At 63.7% G+C, this 20,958-nt stretch carries 19 protein-coding genes and 1 riboswitch; of the genes, 4 read left to right on the forward strand and 15 right to left on the reverse strand.

Annotation, left to right across the window (positions count from 1 at the left end):
- The first annotated feature begins 3 nt into the window (after window positions 1-3).
- Together BJI67_RS01705 and BJI67_RS01710 are read left to right on the forward strand one after the other, a co-directional pair.
- Entirely contained in the window at window positions 4-591 is a 588-nt protein-coding gene (locus BJI67_RS01705; RefSeq protein WP_070071558.1) for a hydrolase, read from the forward strand.
- Window positions 592-611: 20 nt separating this feature from the next.
- Entirely contained in the window at window positions 612-1,820 is a 1,209-nt protein-coding gene (locus BJI67_RS01710) for an MFS transporter (protein ID WP_156781986.1), read from the forward strand.
- 6 nt (window positions 1,821-1,826) lie between these two features.
- Here the strand turns inward: BJI67_RS01710 and BJI67_RS01715 are convergent, their stop codons facing one another.
- From BJI67_RS01715 to BJI67_RS01740, 6 genes are all read right to left on the reverse strand, one after another.
- A complete protein-coding gene (locus BJI67_RS01715) occupies window positions 1,827-3,005 on the reverse strand; it encodes a M16 family metallopeptidase (RefSeq protein ID WP_070071560.1) in 1,179 nt (392 codons plus the stop codon).
- Between the two features lies 1 nt (window position 3,006).
- Window positions 3,007-4,035: a HoxN/HupN/NixA family nickel/cobalt transporter gene (locus BJI67_RS01720; RefSeq protein ID WP_070071561.1), complete on the reverse strand. Its 1,029-nt coding sequence runs from the start codon at window positions 4,033-4,035 to the stop codon at window positions 3,007-3,009.
- 87 nt (window positions 4,036-4,122) lie between these two features.
- On the reverse strand, window positions 4,123-5,313 hold the full coding sequence (locus BJI67_RS01725; RefSeq protein WP_145930754.1) for an agmatinase family protein: 1,191 nt from the start codon (window positions 5,311-5,313) through the stop codon (window positions 4,123-4,125).
- A gap of 2 nt (window positions 5,314-5,315) precedes the next feature.
- Entirely contained in the window at window positions 5,316-6,194 is an 879-nt protein-coding gene (locus BJI67_RS01730; protein WP_070071562.1) for an ABC transporter ATP-binding protein, read from the reverse strand.
- A 10-nt stretch (window positions 6,195-6,204) separates the two neighbouring features.
- Window positions 6,205-7,095 (reverse strand): ABC transporter permease, encoded by an 891-nt coding sequence (locus BJI67_RS01735; protein WP_083250539.1) that lies wholly within the window; start codon window positions 7,093-7,095, stop codon window positions 6,205-6,207.
- Window positions 7,096-7,145: 50 nt separating this feature from the next.
- Window positions 7,146-8,126, reverse strand: a complete 981-nt coding sequence (locus BJI67_RS01740; protein ID WP_070071563.1) for an ABC transporter substrate-binding protein — start codon at window positions 8,124-8,126, stop codon at window positions 7,146-7,148.
- A gap of 90 nt (window positions 8,127-8,216) precedes the next feature.
- Window positions 8,217-8,318, reverse strand: a riboswitch (guanidine-I (ykkC/yxkD leader).
- A 290-nt stretch (window positions 8,319-8,608) separates the two neighbouring features.
- Between BJI67_RS01740 and BJI67_RS01745 the strand changes: the two genes are divergently transcribed.
- Together BJI67_RS01745 and BJI67_RS01750 are read left to right on the forward strand one after the other, a co-directional pair.
- Window positions 8,609-9,229 (forward strand): class I SAM-dependent methyltransferase, encoded by a 621-nt coding sequence (locus BJI67_RS01745; RefSeq protein WP_070071564.1) that lies wholly within the window; start codon window positions 8,609-8,611, stop codon window positions 9,227-9,229.
- 72 nt (window positions 9,230-9,301) lie between these two features.
- On the forward strand, window positions 9,302-9,703 hold the full coding sequence (locus tag BJI67_RS01750; protein ID WP_070071565.1) for a glutaredoxin family protein: 402 nt from the start codon (window positions 9,302-9,304) through the stop codon (window positions 9,701-9,703).
- Between the two features lie 23 nt (window positions 9,704-9,726).
- On the opposite strand, the gene kdpE is transcribed toward BJI67_RS01750, so the two are convergent.
- The 9 genes from kdpE to BJI67_RS01795 all read right to left on the reverse strand — a co-directional run bounded on the left by kdpE (window position 9,727) and on the right by BJI67_RS01795 (window position 20,777).
- On the reverse strand, window positions 9,727-10,437 hold the full coding sequence (gene kdpE, locus BJI67_RS01755) for a two-component system response regulator KdpE (RefSeq protein ID WP_083250540.1): 711 nt from the start codon (window positions 10,435-10,437) through the stop codon (window positions 9,727-9,729).
- A complete protein-coding gene (locus BJI67_RS01760; protein ID WP_070071567.1) occupies window positions 10,430-13,132 on the reverse strand; it encodes a DUF4118 domain-containing protein in 2,703 nt (900 codons plus the stop codon). Before BJI67_RS01760 ends, kdpE begins: the two co-directional genes overlap by 8 nt.
- Window positions 13,086-13,796 (reverse strand): potassium-transporting ATPase subunit KdpC, encoded by a 711-nt coding sequence (kdpC, locus tag BJI67_RS01765; RefSeq protein WP_070071568.1) that lies wholly within the window; start codon window positions 13,794-13,796, stop codon window positions 13,086-13,088. The genes BJI67_RS01760 and kdpC overlap by 47 nt, the downstream gene beginning before the upstream one ends.
- 18 nt (window positions 13,797-13,814) lie before the next feature.
- Window positions 13,815-15,887, reverse strand: coding sequence for a potassium-transporting ATPase subunit KdpB (kdpB, locus tag BJI67_RS01770; protein ID WP_070071569.1), 2,073 nt, complete (start codon window positions 15,885-15,887; stop codon window positions 13,815-13,817).
- Between the two features lie 7 nt (window positions 15,888-15,894).
- Window positions 15,895-17,652, reverse strand: coding sequence for a potassium-transporting ATPase subunit KdpA (gene kdpA / locus BJI67_RS01775; protein WP_070071570.1), 1,758 nt, complete (start codon window positions 17,650-17,652; stop codon window positions 15,895-15,897).
- Entirely contained in the window at window positions 17,649-17,741 is a 93-nt protein-coding gene (locus BJI67_RS17210) for a potassium-transporting ATPase subunit F (RefSeq protein ID WP_156781987.1), read from the reverse strand. The genes kdpA and BJI67_RS17210 overlap by 4 nt, the downstream gene beginning before the upstream one ends.
- A 477-nt stretch (window positions 17,742-18,218) precedes the next feature.
- Entirely contained in the window at window positions 18,219-19,832 is a 1,614-nt protein-coding gene (locus tag BJI67_RS01785) for a sigma 54-interacting transcriptional regulator (protein WP_070071572.1), read from the reverse strand.
- A 62-nt stretch (window positions 19,833-19,894) separates the two neighbouring features.
- Window positions 19,895-20,134, reverse strand: a complete 240-nt coding sequence (locus BJI67_RS01790; protein ID WP_070071573.1) for an FmdB family zinc ribbon protein — start codon at window positions 20,132-20,134, stop codon at window positions 19,895-19,897.
- Window positions 20,135-20,177: 43 nt separating this feature from the next.
- Complete coding sequence (locus BJI67_RS01795; protein ID WP_070071574.1) at window positions 20,178-20,777, reverse strand: beta-class carbonic anhydrase; 600 nt, start codon at window positions 20,775-20,777, stop codon at window positions 20,178-20,180.
- Between the last annotated feature and the right edge of the window lie 181 nt (window positions 20,778-20,958).

The following is a 20,958-nucleotide window of genomic DNA, read 5'->3' on the forward strand; positions in this document are numbered from 1 at the left end:
GTCATGAGCAAGACATTGACCCTGCAGGCCGAGCGCAGCGCGCTGGTCGTCATCGACCTGCAACGCGGTATCGTCGGCATGCAGACGCAGCCGCATGCGCCGGCCGAGGTGGTCGCGCGCAGCGTCGACATGCTCCGGGCGGCCCGCGCGGCCGGGACCCTGTGCGTGCTGGTGCACGTCGGCGGCGGGCCGGACGGACGCGACCGTCTGAGCCCCGAAGCCGACCAACCGGCACCGGCCGGCCCGTCGCCCGCGGGTTTTTCCGATCTCGTGTCCGAGGTCGGTCCCGAGGACGGCGACATCGTGATCCTCAAGCGCCAGTGGGGTGCCTTCTACGGCACCGACCTCGATCTCCAGCTGCGCCGCCGCGGCATCGACACGGTAATCCTGTGCGGCATCGCGACCGAGATCGGTGTGGAAAGCACCGCGCGCGACGCCTACGAGCGCGGCTATCGTCTGGTCTTCGCCGCCGACGCGATGAACGGGCGCAGCGTGGAGGGTCACGAAAACTCGTTGCAGCGCATTTTCCCGCGCATGGGCCTAGTGCGCGATACGCAGACCGTGGTCGCGGCCCTGGAAGCGGGGCGCTGAACGCGGGTCCGTGCAGCGGTTTGTGGCGGCTCGCGCCCGTCGCCCTGATGGGCGGTCTGGGCGGCGGACTGGTGTTCCCGATCCTGCCGGCCCTGGGTCCGCAACTCGGGATTTCCGGTTTCGTGGTCGGCCTGATCCTGTCCGCCAACCGCATCACCCGGCTGGCCTTCGACGCGCCGGCCGGGCATCTGGTCGACCGTCTGGGCGGGCGTGGACCGATCACCCTCGGCCTGCTGATCGAGGCGCTCGGCATCCTGTGCTACAGCCTGGCCCTGCGCGTCGGCCCGCCTGCCGGCTGGCTGCTGTTCGGCCGTGCGGTGTTTGGCGTGGGTTCCGCAATGTTGCTGGTCGGGGTGCAGGCGACCGCACTGGGCATCTCCTCGCGCGAGGACCGCGGTCGCAAGATGGCGGGCGTACGCATCGCCATGAGCCTGGGGCTGCCGCTCGGCATGGTGCTGGGCGGGCTGCTGGCCGAGCGCTATTCGGACGACACCGCCTTTCTCGCCGGCGCCGCCAGCACCTTTGCCGCGGCGGGCATCGCCGCATGGCTGATTCCGCAGGTGCCGCGCGAACCGCGACAGGCCGTTTCCCACGAGGGACTGCTCGCGCGCCTGCGCACCCTGGCCGGCTTGCCCGCGTTCCCGTTCATGGCCACCGCCTGGGGCTTCAATCTGCTGATCTTTCTCAGCGTGCAGGGCGTGATGCTCGCGACCCTGGTGCTGCTGGTGCAGGCGCGCGACATCCGTGTGCTGGGCCTCGCCGATCAGGGTAGCGCGGGACTGGTGATGGCGGTGATGATGGGCAGCGCATCGGTCGCCGGTCTCGCCCTCGGGCGCCTGATCGACCGCCTGCACCTGCGCAGCAGCGTGCTGCTGCCTTCGCTGTTCGGCCTCGCTATGGGGTTTGCGGTACTGGCATTGGCGCAGCGCAGCGAGAGCGTGCTCGTCGGCGTGTTGCTGATTGGGCTTTCCTTCAACGGCGTGACCCTGCCGCTGCTCGCCCTGCTCGGCGACGTCACGCCGCCCTCGGCCTACGGTCGCGCGATGGGCGTGTATCAGATCTTCGGCGACATCGGCGGCAGCCTGGGTCCGATGGTCGGGCTCGACCTGTGTCTGCGCTTCGGCGCCGAGCCGGTCTACGCCGGACTCAGCCTGCTTGTGGTCGGCAGTCTTGCCGCGGCGCTGTGGGTACGCCGTCGCGAGGGGGTGTGGCGCAGCCGCTGCGGCTGAGTGGCTTCAGGGCAGCGCGCGCAGCGTCGGTTGGGGCGTTTTACCGGTGACGAAGCGGGCGTGCCGTGCCCAGGCATTGCCCAGCGCCACGCGTACCGCCGCAGGGTCGTCCGTGAACGTATCCTCGGCGGCCGTGCCGAGCGCCAGGCGTTCCGCCAGCGCGGCGGGGTCGTCCCGCACCAGCTGCGCCTCGCCGGAAAGGGCGGCCCTGGCGGCGGCGAAGCGGTCGCCCGCGAGCCCGAGCGCCGCCGCACGCTCCAGCGTCGCCTCCACCAGCGCGGCCACCGCCGCGGTCATGCCCGGCGGGCAGACCACCTGCAGCGCCCAGTAGCCGCCGTCGCTCCAGGTCTCGATGGAGGAATGCACGCCGTAGGCGAGGCCTCGCGCGCGCAGCTCGCGGAACAGCGGGGCGGCGAGCCCGCCGCACAGCGCACGCTCGGCGAGGCGCAGCGCCCCGGCGGCGGCGCTTCCGGCCAGCGGGGCGGGCAGCAGCCACAGCAGGCCGGGCGGACCGCCGTCGGTCAGGTATTCGTGCACGCCGCCGTGCCAGTGCCAGGCGTGCCCCGGGGTGGCGGAGGCGTCCGCAGGCAGGCGGGCGAGCGGTGCACAGGCAGCGGCGACTGCGCCGGGGTCCACGTCGCCGGCGACGCCCACGCGCAGCGCCGGGCCGCGCAGTTCGCGGGCGAGAAAACGCTGCAGGCAGGTGGGGGTGGCGTCGGCGGACAGGGCATCGACCGGCGCAGGGGCGGCGATGCCGAGGCAGCGCGCGAGGGCGAGTTCCAGCGCCGATCCGCCCTCGGCAAGGCCCTCGTGGCGGATGGCCTCGCGTTCGCGCGCGAAGCCGCCGGCGGTGACGAGATCGGCCCCGCGCGCGAGACGGGCGGCGAGCCGGGCCAGGGCATCGGGCAGCTCTGCGACCGGCACGTTCAGGTGGAACAGGCTGTGTTCGCGACCGCTCCAGGCATTGAGCTGCCCGCCCGTGGCGTCGAAGGCGGCGAGGTCGTGCGGATCGTCCGGAAACAGCAGATGCTCGGCGAGGTGCGCGAAGCCCGATTCGCCCGCCCGTTCGGCGCGCGAGCCGGCGCGCCAGGCGATGGCCGCGGCGGCGCCGGTCCGTCCGGGCATGGGGTGGATCGCAACGCCCACGCCGTTGGCCAGGAGCAGTTCGCGCGTGGCCGGGTTCACGTCACGTCCTTGCCGGCGTCAGCGCGCGGCGGTAGTAGGCGAAGGCCAGCGCCCAGCCGGACAGCATGATCACGGTCACGGCGACCCCGATCTGGCTGAAGTCCAGCGTCTCCAGCGAGGCCCACAGGCCGTGCCGCAGACCGAGCGCGGGGGCGAGCAGCTGCAGCCATTCGATCATCCCGATGGCCAGCGCCAGCAGCACCGACAGGCCGGTCAGCGCGGTGTTGAAGTAGAGCTTGCGCTCGGCGTCGGCCAGCGCCCAGTCGTAGGCGCGCAGCATGACGATGCCGTCCAGCGTGTCCATCAGGCTCATCGCCGCGGTGAACAGCAGCGGGAACACCATCACGCCCCACAGCGGCAGATGGCCGTTCTGCGCCGCGGCGGCGGAGATGCCGAGGATGGCGATTTCGCTCGCGGTGTCGAAGCCGAGGCCGAACAGCAGGCCGACGGGGTACATCTTCCAGCTGCGGTCGATGCGCCGGTAGACGCCGCGCAACAGGCGCGCGAACAGCCCGCGACGCTGCAGCAGCGATTCGAGCTCGGCGTCGGACGGCACCGGCTCGCCCCAGCGGCGGCAGGCGCGGAAGGCGCGCCACAGGCGCGAGAAGGCGAACAGGTTGACCAGCCCGATCAGGGTGAGGAAGCCGGCCGAGACCAAGGTGCTGACCAGCCCGCCCCAGTGCTGCAGCATGGGCAGCTGCGCCTGGGTGGCGCGCACCGCGAGCACCAGCGCCGCAGTCAGGCCGAAGACCACGGTGGAATGGCCGAGCGAGAAGAACAGGCCGACGCCGAGCGGCCGCTGGCCGTCCTGGCGCAGCTTGCGGGTGACGTTGTCGATGGCGGCGATGTGGTCGGCGTCGAAGGCGTGGCGCAGACCGAAGCCGAAGGCCAGCGCGCCGATGCCGAGCAGCGCCGCATCGGCGCGGCCGAGACCGGCGAGCAGGCCCCAGGCGAGCAGGTTGAGGGCGACCAGGACGGTGGCGATGACCCAGGAGGGTCGTGTCCGGCGCGTGATCGTGGTGACGGACATGCAGGACTCCTTAGTGTCGGTGCACGCGACGGCCCGACCGCGCGTGTGCAGGCGGTCGGGCCGGGCTATGCCGCATCCGGCGGGCGGCTATTCGCCCCAGCCGCGGATGATGTGGCGATGGGCGCCCATCTTGCCGTGCGCGACCAGCGTACCGAGCACGTCGACGATCGCGCGGGTGGCCATCAGCGAGGTGATGTCGGAGATGTCGTAGGGCGGCGAGACCTCGACCACCTCCATGCCGCAGATGCCTTCCTTGGCCACCGCGCCGAGCAGGTAGAGGATTTCGCGCGGCAGGAAGCCGCCCGGCTCGGGCCAGCCGGTGCCGGGCACGAAGCCGGCGTCCACGCTGTCGATGTCGAAGCTCAGGTAGACCGCGTCGGCGTCCTTCCAGGCGTATTCCAGGGCGATCTCGGCGACCTTGTCGAGGCCGAGGCGCTCGACGTCGTGCATGGTGATGATGGTGGTCTCGCGATTGCGCGCTTCCTTGACCGCCTCGCGCGGAACCTGCCAGCCGCCGATGCCGATCTGCACCAGATTGGTGGCCGGCACGTTGGGCAGGTTGGTGGCGTGGAACCACGGTGTGGTGTGCATGCGCTCGTCGAGATCCTTTTCCTGGATGTCGGCGTGACGGTCGAAGTGGATGATGCCGATGCGCTTGTCGGTCTGCCGCGCGATGCCGCGCACGGTGGCGAAGCCGATCGAGTGGTCGCCGCCGAGGATGATCGGCAGGGCGCCGCTGGCGAACACGTGGCCGACGGCGTTGCTGATCTGGTCGAAGGTCTTTTCGATGTTGGCGGGGATGGTGAAGATATCGCCGGCGTCGCACAGCTTCATCTGCTCGCGCAGATCCACGCCGATCTCGTAGTTGTACGGCGTGTACAGCGCGGAAATGCGGCGGATGCCCTGCGGTCCGAAGCGCGCGCCGGGGCGGTAGGTGGTGCCGCCGTCGAAGGGCGCGCCGATGATCGCGGCGTCGTACTTGCCGACGTCGCGCACGTCCTCGACGTAGGGCGCCTTCATGAAGGTGTTGATGCCGGCGAAGTGGGGCAGTTCGCCGCGCGCGAAGGTCGGGATGCTCTTGTCCTCGATGCTCTCCGCACCGGGCAGGCCCAGGCGCAGGCAGCGTTCCTGCTCGGCCTGCCAGGCGACGTCCGGAATATCCTTCTCGTGGTGCGCCATCTTCCAGCCCTGCAGACCGGAGCGGTCGAACGACGGGTGATGACGGTGGCCGGTGGCCGGGCGGGCGAACCCAGGTTGACGGGGTTTTTTGACGAACATGCTCAGTCTCCTTGGTTCGTGGAGGCGGTGTCACGCAGGTGCCGGGTCATGCGTTCGAGCATTTCCAGGTCGCGCTGTACGCCGGTGGTCTGCCGGATGCGGTCGAGGATGGTCTTCTTCTGCGCGAGGAAATCCGGCGCCAGCTTGAGGTCCTGATCGCGTTCCAGCGGGGGCGGCAGGTCGATGTCGTGAATCGAATCGACATGCCCGGGATTGGGGGCGAGTACCACCACGCGGTCGGCGAGATACACCGCTTCGTCGACGTCGTGGGTGACGAACACGATGGTGGTCTTTTCCAGTTCGAAGACGTGCAGGATGAGGTCGTGCATCACCTCGCGGGTCTGCGCGTCCAGCGCCCCGAAGGGCTCGTCCATCAGCAGCACCTCGGGGCGCGACATGAGCGCGCGGGCGATGGCCACGCGCTGGCGCATGCCGCCGGAGAGGGCGTTGGGGTAGCTGTCCTTGACCTTTTCCAGACCCATCAGGGACAGCAGCGCATAGGAGCGGTCCACGGCCGAGGCGGCCTCGGCCGTGGACGCGCCACGTGCGTGTGAATTCAGCTGGCGGCAGAAGCGGATGTTCTCGATCACCGTCAGCCAGGGGTAGAGGCTGTAGTCCTGGAACACCATCACGCGGTCCTTGCCGGGGCCGCGCACGGTGCGGCCGTCGACCAGGATCTCGCCCTCGGTAAGGGTTTCCAGCCCGCCGATGATGCGCAGCAGGGTCGATTTGCCGCAGCCGGAGGCGCCGACCAGGGCGAGGAATTCGTTGGGGCGCACCTCGAGATCGATATTGTCGAGGGCGTGAAACTCGCGGCCCTTGGTGTAGAAATGCTTGCCGAGGCCGCGGACGGCGATCTTGGGTTCGCTGGCGGGATTCATGCCGGTCTCCTCAGGCGCGGTGCAGCCAGGGGAAGGCCCGGCGGTGCAGGAAGCGGAACAGCTGATCCATGATCAGGCCGATGGTGCCGATCAGCAGGATGCCGCCGAAGATCTTGCCGGTCTGCAGGAAGCGCTGTGCCTGCAGGATGGCGTAGCCGAGCCCCGAGTTGGCGGCCACCATTTCGGCCACGACCAGGTAGGTCCAGGCCCAGCCGAGGGTGACGCGCAGGGTGTCGACGATGTCCGGCATCGCGGAGCGGAAGATCACTCGGGTGACGATCTCCGAGCGGCTGGCGCCCATCGTCTGTGCGGCCTCGATCTGCGCGGTCGGCACGTGGCGCACGTTCTCGGAAATCATCAGCACCATCTGGAAGAAGGTGCCGATCCAGATGATGCTGATCTTGGCGCCCTCGCCGATGCCCACCCACAGCAGCACCAGCGGCACGAAGGCCACCGCCGGCAGGTAGCGGGCAAACTCGACCATGGGCTCGAAGAAGGCCTGCACCGGCCGGTAGCTGCCGATGTACAGGCCGAGCGGAATCGCCATCACCGCGGAGAGCACGAAGCCGGCGGTGACGCGGTAGATGCTGATCTCGGTGTCGGCGATCAGATTGCCCTGCGCATACCAGGCCTGCAGGCGGGAAAGCACCTCCGGCGGCGAGGGCAGGAATAGTTGCGGCACCAGGCCGCTGTCGGACAGTCCCCACCAGCTGCCCAGCATCAGCACGAAGCTGAACAGGGCGATGGAGACGTATTGCCAGCGCGGCAGCGTGCCGCGCACGGCCCATAAAACGCCCCGACGCGCGGCCCGGCCGGCACCTCCGCCCTGGCCCGCCGCAGGGAGTGCGGGGTCCAGGGTTTCGGTCGCCGGATTCAGGGAGGTCTCACGTATTGCGCTCATCTCGCACCTCGCTCTTGAGTTGGGTTGCCGGGCCGCGCGGGGGTATCAGCTCACTTCGCTGCCATGTCGACGAACTTCGGGTCGATGAACATCGCCGGGTCGGGCGTCTTGGTGATCGCCTTCGACTCGATCAGGAACTTCCCGGTATCCGCCGTGCTGTTGTACAGCGACACCGAGGAGGTTCCCGGCTTCATCGCCTCGCGGTTCAGCTTGGCGCCGAACAGGCGCGTTCCCGCCAGCGACAGGGCGTACTCCTTGGGGTTCAGACCCACGTGGGGCGCCATGATCTTCGCCGCGGCCTCGGGATGGGCGTGCACGAAGCGGACCACCGCGAACCAGGCCTTGGCCAGACCCTCGAAGTCCTTGGCATGCTTCTTCAGTGAGGCGTCGCGTGCGGCGACGATGTCAGGGATCAGGCCGGGTGCGTCCTTGCTGGTGAACAGCGCATGACCCTTGTGGCTGTTTTCGATACGGTTGATCCAGGGATTCCACACGCCGGCGGCGTCGATGCGGCCGGAGATCAGCGCGGCGGCGGCGTCACCGGTGCTCATGTTGACGATCTTCACGTCGCTCGGCTTGAGGCCGTGCATCTTCATCGCGTAATCGTCGAGATAGTTCTCGATCGAATACTGCTCCAGGCCCAGCGTCTTGCCCTTGAGGTCGGCAAAGGTCTTGATCGAGTTGTTCACCATCAGCGCGTCGTTGCCCGCCGAGTTATCGGTGACCAGGACGACTTTGATCGGCACGCCCTTCTCCAGCGGGGCCAGGGTATCGATCAGGGCCTGGCTGTTGGCGTCGAGCTGGCCGGCCGACAGGGCGTTGACCGAGTCGATGTAGTTCGGGAACCACACCAGCTTCACGTGCGCCCCGTACTTTTTGAAGTAACCCTTCTCCTTGGCGATGTACCAGGCCACCCAGCCTGGCCAGTCGCTGATGCCGAGAGTGATCTCGGCGCGCGCGGTGGACATGAACATCACCGGCGCGAGCAGGGCCAGCATCAGGGTGGCGATCATTTTCTTGCTGCGTTTCATGGTTTCAGCTCCATGTTGAGGTGAACCGCTGGTGTCGGGCGTTTTTGCCCGCGCGAAAAAAAAGCCCGGGGAGGAATACGTGCGTATTCGCTCTCCCGGGCTTTTATCCCGCCGTGTAGCCCCGCATCCGAGGCCGGCGACTCTCGGTCCAGACCCCGGGTTTGTGCGGGCGGAACCCTAGTCGCCTTGATTGGTATTGGGCCGTTGCGTCAGCTTGCGGCGGTATCTCCGGTGCGTGTTGTCTCTTGTCTGCAAGGCAAGCATGAATGGTGCCAGGGGGCATGCGATGCCTGTTCGAGAACCGAAAAAACACGATTTTCTAGGGTGTTGCACATCCTGCGGTGCTGCTGGCCTGGTTCGGTCATGTGTCGTGTGTTGCGTGCCGGGAGTGCGGCCGGCGAGGCCGCGCCCCATGATGGTGCGTGACGCATCGGCCTGACGGTCGCATAATCCAGGAAACACCCTGAGGGGGGTATGGAAATATGGACAGAAAATCACATTGGGAGCAGGTCTACCGCAACAAGTCTCCGCTGGAAGTGAGTTGGTACCAGGCCGAGCCAACTCAGTCGCTCGCCCTGATCGAGGCGACGGGTTGCACGCCGGATGCAAGCATCATCGACGTGGGCGGCGGCGCCTCGGTGCTGGTCGACCGCCTGCTCGTGTCCGGCTATAGCCAAGTTGCGGTGCTCGACATCGCCGGCACGGCACTGGAACATGCCCGCAGCCGCCTCGGTGTACATGCCACGGAGGTTGAATGGTATGAGAGCGATGCGACGGAATTCACGGCTCCGCATGCCTTCGATATTTGGCATGACCGCGCCGTGTTCCATTTTCTAACCAGTGCCGAAGATCGCCTGCGCTACCGGGATGTGCTTATCCGCACGCTACGCCCGGGTGGGCACTTCATCGTGGCGGCCTTCGCCATCGGTGGGCCCGATCACTGTAGTGGCCTGGAGATCGTGCAATATGATGCAAAGCGGATACTCGAACAGTTCGGAAGCGTTTTTGACCTGATCGAGTCGCGCGAGGAGTCGCATCGCACGCCGGGCGGAATGATCCAGCGCTTCGGTTATTTTCGTCTGCTGCGGCGTGTGGAGCATTGAGTGTCGCGATAGGTGAACTCGGGACGCCGGGTCGGTAGAATCCGGCGTCCACCCGTTCAGAATCGTGCCCCGATGAGACCGCTGATCCGACTCTTTTTCCGTACCGTGCGCCTGGTTGCGACGCCGATCATGATTGCCGCCGACCGGGTGACCACGCCCAAGGGCATCGAGCGTCCGGCCGAGGAACAGGCGAAGGTCGACGCCGAGACCCGTGCGCTCCGGCTCTATCACTTCCAGTCGTGCCCGTTCTGCATCAAGACGCGGCGCGCGATGAAGCGGCTGTCGCTCGATATCGCTCTGCGCGATGTCCAGCACGACCCGGCCAGCCGCGCCGAACTTCAGGCCGGCGGCGGCGAGGTCAAGGTGCCCTGCCTGCGCATCGAGGAAGGCGACGGAAGCGTGCGCTGGATGTACGAATCCACGGACATCATCGCCTACCTCGACAAGCGCTTCGCGGGCGCACAGCCGCATTAGCCGCGACCGTCCTAGGTGGCACTCTAACGGTCGGTGACGAAGCGGTAACCCACGCCGGTTTCAGTCACCAGATAGCGTGGAAATGCCGGCTCGGACTCGAGTTTCTTGCGCAGATTCGCCATGTGTACGCGTACGTAGTGCTGGTCTTCCGAATGACCCGGGCCCCAGACTGCAGTCAGCAGGTTTCGGTGAGTGAGGACACGATCCGGCTGAGTGACGAGGCTTGCAAGCAGGCGATATTCGAGCGGCGTGAGATGAATGGATTCCCCATCGCGTTCGACGCGACGATGGATCAGATCCACGACAACCTGACCGAAGCGGATCAGTGGCTCGTTCCCGGCCTGTGCGTGGCGTCTCAGCTGGGCGCGTGCCCGCGCCAATAGTTCGCCGGTACCGAAGGGCTTGCTGAGATAATCGTCAGCCCCGGCATCGAGCGCACGGATTTTTTCCATTTCCTGATCCCGCGCTGAAAGCACGAGAACCGGGATACCCGACCAGGCGCGTAGATCGCGAATGAAATCAACGCCATCACCATCAGGCAATCCGAGATCGAGCATGATGAGATCGGGTCTGCGAGTGCCCGCGGCACTAAGCCCGCTGCGCAGGTCGTCGGCCTCGTGTACGGCATAGCCCTCGCGTTCCAGTGCCAGACAGAGGAATCTTCGAATCTCGGGTTCATCCTCGACGATGAGGATGCGTTGCTTCAGGGTGCCGGTCGGTAGCATCTCAGACATCCTCCACCTCCCTCGATCCTGTGGAACGTGAACCGGGCGGCGGTGCTTGTCTTGGAAATTCGAGTTCAAAGCATGTACCGCCACCCTTGCGGTCGCGTGCCTGAATAACCCCACCGTGGGTATGCATGACCGCACGGCAAAATGCCAGTCCAAGCCCTACCCCGGGAGGCGAGCCGTCTGGACGGCCGCGCTCGAATTTTTCGAATATCAGGTGCTCGCGCCCAGGCGGTAGCCCTGGCCCGTGATCGCACACGCTGAGTGTCACCACCGTGTCCCCTTTCCCGGCACTGATGTCTATCTGTGTGCCTTCAGGTGTGTATTTGGCGGCATTTTCGAGCAAATTTACGATCACTCGCTCGATCAGGACCGCGTCGAACGGTAACAAGGGCAAATCTGCGGGCAAGGAGATGTCGATGCGGCGTTCGCCAAGCAATGAGCGGCAGGCGCTGACGGCGCTGCCAATAGTCTCCTCCAGGGGCTGCCATTGCAGGTTCAGACGCACGACGCCGGATTCGAGTCTGGCGAGATCCAGAAGGTTGTTTGCCATCGTGTTCATGCGCCGCGCCGAGTCGCTGATGGCGCGTGCCAGCTCGCGCTGTCGCATACGATCCTCTGGGTCGGCCCATTCGAGTGCTTCGGCCAGTCCGATCATAGCGGACAGGGGGGTACGCAGCTCGTGCGAGATGGCAGAAAGCAGCGAGTTCCGTGTGCGTTCGGATTCCATCTGCACGGTGGCGTTGCGTGCGACGTCAATATAGTGGATGCGTTCGATGGAAATGGCGAGCAGGGAGGCGCAGGTGTCAAGTACCCTGCGTTGCTCGGGATCGAAGGGTCGCAGTTCGGCAGATTCGATGACAAGAGCACCCCGCAGACGCATCGTTGCCTTGAGCGGCAATACCAGACAGGGGCTGGTGTAGAGCGTGCCCGTTCCTTTCCCGGCAGGCTGGGCGTGTTCGAACGACCACTGCGCCACGGCCATGTCGACATGTGCCGTGGCGCCCTCCAGGACACCCAGGTGTCCCTGGTCGTCGGCTGTGAGCAGGGCGCTTTTCGCACCGAATTCCGCGGTAATGAAACGGGCGCTGATTTCGGCAACCTGTTCCGGGAGCAATGCGGCTGACAGGGCGCGGGACATTTCATACAGCGACTGCATGCGTCGTTCGCTCGCGCGAGACGTCTCTGCCTGCAACTTCAGCCCGGCGGTAAGCTGGCCGATGACCAAGGCTACTATCAGCATGACCAAGAAAGTGGCGACGTAATAACGGGTATCGGCGACTGCAAAGGTGTAATAGGGAGGGACGAAGAAAAAATCGAAGGATGCTACCCCGCTGACGGCGGCCAGCAGGGCGGGGCCGCGGCCATGACGAAGGGCGACAACAACCACGGCCAGGAGGAATATCATCACGATATTCGTGGGCTTGAGGGTTGCGGCTAGCGGGTGGGTGGCGAGCGTGACCCCGCCGCAGGCAGCAAGGGCAACCCAGTATCCGCGTGCGGGTCCTATGATCGGGAGAAACGTCCGTTGCTGCTGCTTTGCTTGAGGCCTCTTCGGTCCGGTATGAGCAATTTGCAAGATATCGAGGTCACCGCCTTCTGCAGCAAGTTCGTCGGCCAGGGCGCGCAGGCGCAGCCAGCGCCTGGGCCGTCGTCCTAGGACTAAGCGTGAGAGGTTGTTTTCGTGGGCATATCGCACCAGGGCCGGCGCAACCCTTTGCGCGGTCAGGCTTGTGGTTTTCGCGCCCAGTTCATCCGCGAGCCGCAAAGCCGCGCGTATTGGCTCCTGGTTGGCGTCGCTGATGCGTGTAGAGCGTGGAGTTTCCACGTGTACGACGTGCCAACCCACACCCAGTTTGGCAGCGAGACGTGCACTGCTGCGCACGATCTGTCCGTCCCCGTCATGATCGCCGATGCAGACGAGCAGGGACTCACGGTTGGGCCAGATACGGGAAATCGTATTGTGGCGACGATAGGCCAGCATTTCGTTGTCGATACGGTCTGCTGCGCGCCGTAAGGCGAGTTCGCGCAGTGCTAGCAAATTGCCCTTGCGGAAGAAATTGCGCGCGGCGACCTCTGCCTGTTTGGGCAAGTAGATTTTTCCCAGATTCAGGCGTTCGATGAGTTCGTCCGGCGGCAGGTCGATCACCACCACTTCCTCTGCAGCATCGAACAGATGGTCGGGTACCGTTTCCCATATGCGAATCCCGGTGATGCCGCTGACGATATCGTTCAGATGCTCGAGGTGCTGCACGTTCATGGTGGTCCATACATCGATACCGGCGTCGAGCAGTTCGACGACGTCCTGCCAGCGCTTTGGATGGCGTGAGCCTGGCGCATTGCTGTGTGCCAGTTCGTCGACGAGCAACAGCGTGCGAGGGTCCGCCACGGCAAAGGCAAGGGCTTCATCCAGATCGAGCTCCCGCAACACGCGGCCACGGTGTTTGAACTCGCGTAACGGCAGCCGACGTAGTCCGCGAGTCAGCGCCTCGGTTTCCGTGCGGCCGTGGGTTTCGATAATCCCGATCAGGGGCGCAATGCCCTCTTTAGATAGATTTTTGGCTGCCGCAAGCATGGCGTAGGTTTTGCCCACACCAGCACATGCCCCGAAAAAGATCTTCAGCCGCCCGCGTTTCGATTGGGCCTCGTCGGCGTCAATTTGCCGCAGAAGCTGCTCGGGGTCGGGGCGTTGTTCGTCCATGTCTGTTTGCCTGTCGATCGGTCGATTGGGTCGTGGCATGCGCAGGGCGCTGGCTGGCGGCGATGAGCGCAAGGTTGAGTCTCAATACATTGACATGCGGTGTGCCGAGAAATCCCCAGCTGGGATGGTGCGCCTCGCGCGCGATCAGTGCGTGCACCAGGCTGAGCGGGAGGTGGCGGGCCTGTGCCACACGGCCTGCCTGATAATAGGCTGCGGCAATACTGATATCGGGATCGAGCCCGCTGGCCGACGAGGTCACGAGATCCACCGGGATCGGCGTGTGCCGCTCGTTCGGGTCGGCCGCGCGCAATTTCCCGACTCGCCGGCGGACTGCTGCCAGCAAGGCCGGATTGCTGGGGCCGAGATTTGATGCGCTGGAATTGGCAGCATTATAGGGAGTGGGCGTGGTCGCCGAAGGGCGGCTCCAGAAAAAGCCGGGGGCCGTAAATGACTGTCCAATCAACCATGAACCGACGATGTGTCCGTGCCGTTCGACCAAGCTGCCATTGGCTCGCCGTGGGAACAGCGTCTGGGCCAGGGCGGTGACCAGAGCCGGATAGGCGGCTGCCGTGAGAACGAACAGTGCAATGAAAGTACTGAGGAGCGGCCGCAGCAACGGCAGGCGGGTGTGCGATTCATCAGCGATTTCTGGTGCAGTCGACACGAAGTTTCTCCAGCGGATTCAGCCAAGACCCAGGCTTACGAGCAGCAGGTCGATGAGTTTGATGCCGATGAAAGGTACGAGCATGCCCCCGAGCCCGTAGACCAGGAGGTTGCGCCTTAGCAGGGACGCTGCGCCGACAGGGCGATAGGCCACTCCGCACAGAGCCAGCGGAATCAGGGCGACAATGATCAGGGCATTGAAGATGACTGCGCTGAGGATCGCAGATGTCGGGCTCGATAGACGCATGATGTTGAGCACCCCCAGTTGCGGGTAGGTGCCGATGAAGGCGGCCGGTACGATGGCGAAATACTTGGCTATATCGTTGGCAATGCTGAATGTGGTGAGTGCTCCCCGTGTCATCAGCATGCGTTTTCCCGTTTCCACGATCTGGATCAGCTTGGTCGGGTCGCTATCCAGATCCACGAGATTGCTTGCCTCCTTGGCGGCCTGGGTGCCGCTATTCATCGCTACCGCGACGTCCGCCTGCGCGAGTGCTGGCGCATCGTTGGTGCCGTCACCGGTCATGGCAACAAGATGCCCGCGGGCCTGGTGTTCGCGTATGAGTTTGAGCTTGGTCTCGGGCGTGGCTTCCGCCAGGAAATCGTCCACTCCTGCTTCGGCGGCGATCGCAGCTGCGGTCAGGTGATTGTCTCCAGTGACCATGACCGTATGAATGCCCATGCGGCGCAGTTCGGCAAAGCGCTCCTGGATACCCGGTTTGACCACGTCCCTGAGATAGATCACACCTAGCGCACGGCGATGTTCGGCAACGACCAATGGTGTGCCGCCATGGCGCGCGATCCCTTCTATGGCTTGAACCAACGGCAAAGGCAGCGGTCCTGCATCGCCAAGGAAGCGTTCGATGGCATCTGCGGCGCCTTTACGGATCACGCGCCCGTCGGACAGATCGATCCCGCTCATCCGGGTAAGCGCTGAAAACGGAACGAAGTCTGAGTCGCCCGGAGGTCCAGGGCGCGATTGGGTGAGGTTTCCTGCCAGTTGGACGATGCTTCGCCCTTCCGGGGTCTCGTCTGCGAGCGAGGCCAGATAGGCTGCCGTGGCAAGCTCGTCGGCCGTGACGCCGGGCCCGGGTATAAACTCGGTTGCCTGTCGGTTTCCCAGGGTGATCGTCCCGGTCTTGTCGAGCAACAGGACGTCCACATCTCCAGCGGCTTCGACGGCGCGCCCGGATGTGGCAACCACGTTGGCTTGCAGCATGCGGCTCATGCCGGCGACGCCGATCGCAGACAATAGACCTGCGATGGTGGTGGGTATCAAGCACACCAGCAACGCAACCAGCACCACGAGGCGGACAGGGTGGCCGGCATGCGTGACGGCCACCGCATAAATTGAGAAAGGCAGAAGGGTGGTGACTACGCCAAGGAAGATCAACGTCAATGCCACCAGCAGGATGGTGAGGGCGAGTTCGTTGGGCGTTTTCTGGCGCTGTGCCCCCTCGACCATGGCGATCATGCGATCGACGAAGGTTTCTCCAGGGTCTGCGCTGACCCGGATTACCAGCCAGTCGGACAGTACCCGGGTGCCGCCGGTCACGGCCGACAGATCGCCGCCGGATTCGCGCACCACGGGCGCCGATTCGCCGGTAATGGCACTTTCGTCGACCGTGGCCATACCTTCGACGACTTCCCCGTCGGCCGGAATTAAGTCACCGCTGTCTACGAATACACAATCCCCTTTGCGTAATTCGCCGGCGGAGATGTCCTCATGCGTCAGACTTTCCGGAGAGGAGCTCCGGCCAGGGCGGTAATCAGCAGGCAGGCGCTTGGCGAGGATGTCGCGCTTGAGTTGACGCAGACTTGAGGCCTGGGCCTTGCTCCGGCCTTCGGCCACGGCTTCAGCGAAGTTGGCGAACAGGACTGTGAACCAAAGCCATGCGGCCACCGCTCCGGTAAAACCGTGACGGTGGTCGACAATAGCGAGAAACGTCGTGAAAAGACTGCCGACGTAGACCACGAACATGACCGGGTTGCGCCATTGTGTGCGTGGGTCGAGTTTCCGCAGGGCGTCGAGCAGCGCGAGTCTGATCAACGAGCCTTCGAAGCGCATGGGGCTGGGGATTTGCCTGTTCATGATGGTTTCAGCGGGAGGCGATGGAAAATTGTTCGGCCAGAGGTCCGAGTGCGTCCGCCGGGACGAAATTCAGCAGTCCGACCATCAAGATGAATCCGACCAGAAGAGCCGCGAACAGCGGACCATGGGTGGGTAGCGTTCCGACACCGGATTGCAGGCGTCGCTTTTCTGCGAGAGATCCAGCGATGGCCAGTACAGGCACGATGACGCCGAAACGCCCGAACCACATGACAATGCCTAATAGAACGTTGTAGAAAACGGTATCGGCCGATAGTCCGGCGAACGCGCTGCCGTTGTTGTTCGCTGCCGAGGTCAGGGCATAGAGAATCTCGGTAAAACCGTGAGCGCCTGGATTGAGGGGCGCGCTACGCCCGGCATGCGTGAGTACGGCGAGGGCTGTGCCGAGAAGGGCCAGCAAAGGGCTGATCAGAATGGCGATGGATACCATCTTGATCTCGAAGGTTTCGATTTTTTTGCCGAGATATTCGGGCGATCGGCCGATCATCAGGCCGGCCACGAAAACGGCGAGCAGGGCGTAGATCAAGATGCCGTATAACCCCGAGCCTACCCCGCCGAATACCACCTCTCCCAACTGCATCAGCGCCAGTGGGCCGGCACCTCCCAACGGCGTGTAAGAGTCAAGCATCGAGTTGACGGCACCACAAGACGTGGCAGTTGCCGCCGTGTCGAACAGTGCCGAAGCGCCTGGGCCGAAACGCACCTCCTTGCCTTCCATGTTGCCGCCGCTCTGCAAGGCCGAGGCTTGCTGATTGACGTGCAGTTGGGTCAACAGAGGATTGCCCTGCTGCTCGAAGAGCATGGTCGGAATGGTGAATATCAGGAATAAGACAACCATCGCGCCGTATAGAGCCCAGGCTTGCCGGCGGTCTCCGACCATGCGGCCGAAGGCGAATACGAGGGCTACGGAAATCAACGGAATTGCGAGCATCTCCATGAAGTTGGAGAGTGCCGTCGGGTTTTCGTATGGATGCGCAGAATTGACGTTGAAAAAGCCTCCCCCATTGGTGCCCAGCAGCTTGATCGCTTCCTGGGAGGCCACAGGGCCCATGGCAATGGTCTGGTTGGATGGGGCAGCCGCCGAATGGACGACCTCCCCGATCTTGGGGGAGAATTGGGTCGACTGGAGTGTATGTACCTGGCGATATCCGGATAAATTCTGAATCACGCCCTGCCCGACAAGCGCCAGAGAAAAAATCAGTGAGAGGGGGATGAGAATCCACAACACCGCACGCGCAAGGTCGATCCACACATTACCCAAATGCCGCACCGATTCTCCTGACATGGCTCTGATCAGTGAGATGGCTATCACCAATCCGGTAGCAGCAGAAAAGAAATTCTGCGTAGTAAGCGCGCTCATCTGTGCGAGATAACTCATGGTGGTTTCGCCACCATAGTTCTGCCAGTTCGTATTGGTGACGAAGCTGACCGCGGTGTCGAACGCCAGTCCAGGAGGTACGGCAGGAAGGTGTGCGGGATTTAACGGAAGGACATTCTGCAGGCGCAAGATGCCATAGGTCGTAAATACGCCAAGGACATTGAACAATAAAAGCCCGGTTGTGTAATGCAACCAGCCATGCGACTCCTGAGTACGCAACCCAATCAAGCGGAATAATGGAGATTCAACTTGGCGTAGCCATGAAAATCGGCCGGCCATTACCGGCTCGATCCAATATGAAAGAATCCAGCCCAACGCAGTCAACAACACCAGATAGACTGCAAGCAACTGCCAGTTGCCCGTTGTCATGTCAGTTTCTCGGGGTAAAGCAGCATGGCGAGTAGATAGGCAAACAGACCGATGCAGAGAATGCCGGCCGCCCATATCTGCCCGTTCAAGGCCCTGTCACCTCTCATTTGCCTGGCGCATAGCCTTACCAGGCCCAATGTGAGTAAAAACAGGCTTGTCAGTAAGGTCCCGCAGATCAAATCCATGTCGACTTCCTTGGCGAAGACATGGGCAGGATGCTAAGGACGCGAGTGTCAAAACGGCATAGAGACTTCCGGCAGGCGTATCAAGATTCCATCAAGAAGAATCCAGGCAGCGTGATCCGAGCTTGTGGCGGTTAGGAATAATGAGGTCGGATTTGCCGAAACGCTGGTGTGCTGACAACCATCGTGCTCATGATTGGCGGTTGCAGGGGGGAGCGGGAGATGTTTTGCAATTGCTCACCCCTGCTTGCGGTGTGAGCAATTGCAAAAAACATGCGATGACGAGCAGGTATCGGTGATGCACTTAGCGCGGTCGTACATCAACGCAGTGGAATGATGGTGCATTGCTTAATTGCGCTGACCTTCGTCCGCCATTTCCGTTCATCACCAGGTTCGATTGTGTGGTTGCTGGTCTTCGGGTTGCCGGTATTCGGCTGGCTTGATGCCATGCGATTTGAGTTTCTGCTGCACCGCTCGCGGTGTGACACCGAGTTCGCGCGCAACGGCGCTGACCCGGCCGCGGTAGCGGCGCAGGCTGTCGCGGATCGCTCGTGACTCCGCCGCATTCGCGGCTTCCCGCTTGAGTTCGCGAAGGGGTATTCCGTCGCCGCTTTCGTCGGTCTCCGGTAGGGCGAGTTCACCGATTCGATCGATCAGCCGTCCTTCGGTAAACAGGTAGGCGCGTTCCAGGCGGTTTTCCAGTTCGCGAATATTGCCGGGCCAGTCGTGCGCCAAGAGCTGCCTCCAGGCATCTGGACCGAGCAGTTTTTCGCCGCGGTCGTATTTTTCCGCAAGCCGCGACAGGATGGCTTGCGCCAGGGCGGAAAGATCGTCGATGCGCCGACGCAGGGGCGGGATGTCGATCGGTACCACATTCAGGCGGTAGTAGAGATCGTGTCTCAGCCGGCCTCCGTGCAGTAACTCGTCTGGGTCCTGATTGCTGGCTGCCACAACGCGCACATCCACGTATTGCGTATGTGCGCCACCGACGCGCTCGAAGGCGCCTTCCTGGAGTACGCGCAGCAATTTCACCTGTGCCGCCAACGGCAGCGAGTTGATTTCGTCGAGGAACAGCGTGCCCCCATCGGCGCGCTCGAAAAAGCCGCGGTGCACGTCGCAGGCGCCTGTGAAGGCGCCGCGCTCGTGGCCGAACAGCTCGCTTTCCACCAGCCCTTCCGGAATGGCGCCGCAGTTGAGGGTGACGAAGGGGTTGTCGCGACGTGGGCTCAGCACGTGGATGGTACGTGCGACGACCTCCTTGCCGACACCGGTTTCTCCGGTAATTAGCACGCTGGCGTCCGTCGGCGCGACCGTGCGCGCGGCGTCCAGTGCCGCGCGCATGGCGCGCGATTCGGCCACGATGCGCATACCCGGCAGTTTTCGCCCGGATGCGTGCTGTGCAGCACACCAGGTATCTCCTAGCCGGCGCTGCAGTTCAGGGTCCTCGCTGCCTGAGAGGCCTGAGCTGACGGCCCCATCGTGTGCGTGGTATTCATCGCCGGGTTTGTCGGTCGCCAGTGCGGATTCGAGGTATACCCGAGCTTCGCAGCAGCCATCGCCGACGGCTATGCGTTTGCTGAGATGGACCTTGGCATAGCCGAAATTGCGCGCTCCGATGGCACCAAACACGCTGGAGGTCATGCGACACAACTCGGGAGCCTGTTTCACGGCCTCGCCGAATGGACAGACGTGGTTCACTACGGTGATATGTCCCCGTGTGTGCTCCAGGATCTGGAATTGTCCACCGATGTGGTTTTTGATTTCGACAATAAGATTGGCATAGCGTGCCTGATCCAGTGGTGCATCGGCATCGATCGACTGACAGACGCGGCCGGCGGATTCCATACAGCTTGCAGCAGCGAGTCCGAGGTGCTCGATATAGCGTTGCCGGTCGCGATCCTCGAGGCTGCACAACTGACCAGCCACATTGATGCTTTGTGCGATAAAGGTCTGCAGAAAGGCCGTGGGGGTGAGCGGTGGCGGGCGATGTGCGGTCATGACATTCACCGGCTTGTATGGCGAGGCAGAAAGTCTAGGCGCTGAAACGGTCTTGCGCATCCTTAGTGGTTGTGGTTATGCGGACGGCCAGCTGCACAGGCCGGGCAGTGTGTGGTGCCGGTCTTGAGGCTGCGCATGGCCTCTTCTCGACCGCAGGCCATGCGGCCATGCAGGGCGGGGGCCGACGGCAGGCGGTCGGTGGGTGCGCCGCAGGCCGGGCAGCCGGGGTTCGGTGCACCGTAGGCGCAGACGGATTCGAAGCTCGTGCCGCAGTCGCGGCAGGCGAAATCATAGATCGGCATGGCGTGTCTCCAGTCGGGTGAAGTGCTACCTGCAGCCGACGGTTTATTTGGCGCCCATGGCCTTGTTGGTGTTCACCTTTTCGCCTACGCGGAAATGCGGCGGACGTAGGTGCCCTGTTTCCACCTCCCAGATCCAGCCGCTGACGGTGACGTGATCCGGGATCAGGGGGTGATTGCGCACGTATTCGACCTGACGCGCACAGACTTCGTCGACGTCGCTGAACATCTTGATCCATTTGCCGAACGAGCCTTCCCTGAGGGTCAGCTCGGGCAGGTCGGGGTCGAGCTGCACCTTGTCGACGTCGATCCCCTTTTCGCGCAGTGCGCGAACCAGGGTGTCCGTGTGCGCCGACATCATGCCGCACTCGGTGTGGTTGATGATGACGATTTCCTCGGTACCGAAGAAGTTGCAGGTGAGCATGGCGGAACGGATCGCGTCATCGGTGATCAGCCCGCCCGCATTGCGGAACACGTGGGCGTCGCCGTGGTCGCCGCGGATGCCGAGCGCTTCGTCCACGGGCAGGCGTTCGTCCATGCAGGCGCAGACCCAAAGCCTGCGATTGTTCGGGATGCCCATCTGCCGACGCAGCGCCCAATGCTTGCGGCTCTCGAAGTCGGATTCCAACTGCTGTTTGAGTGACATGGTCAATCTCCTCTGCGTGTCCTGAGTTAGCTTTCGACTGCAGGTAGCAGGGGGGATGTGAGCAAGAGGCGGGCCAGGATGGTTGTGTTACTAACCTTTTGATTTTACATATATATTTTTATTCGGCATGCGTGTGTTTTTCACGTAAATTTCGCATGGTTTTTAAGAAATATGTGGAATA

The sequence above is a fragment of the Acidihalobacter aeolianus genome (assembly GCF_001753165.1).
In the GTDB taxonomy this organism is placed as follows: domain Bacteria; phylum Pseudomonadota; class Gammaproteobacteria; order DSM-5130; family Acidihalobacteraceae; genus Acidihalobacter; species Acidihalobacter aeolianus.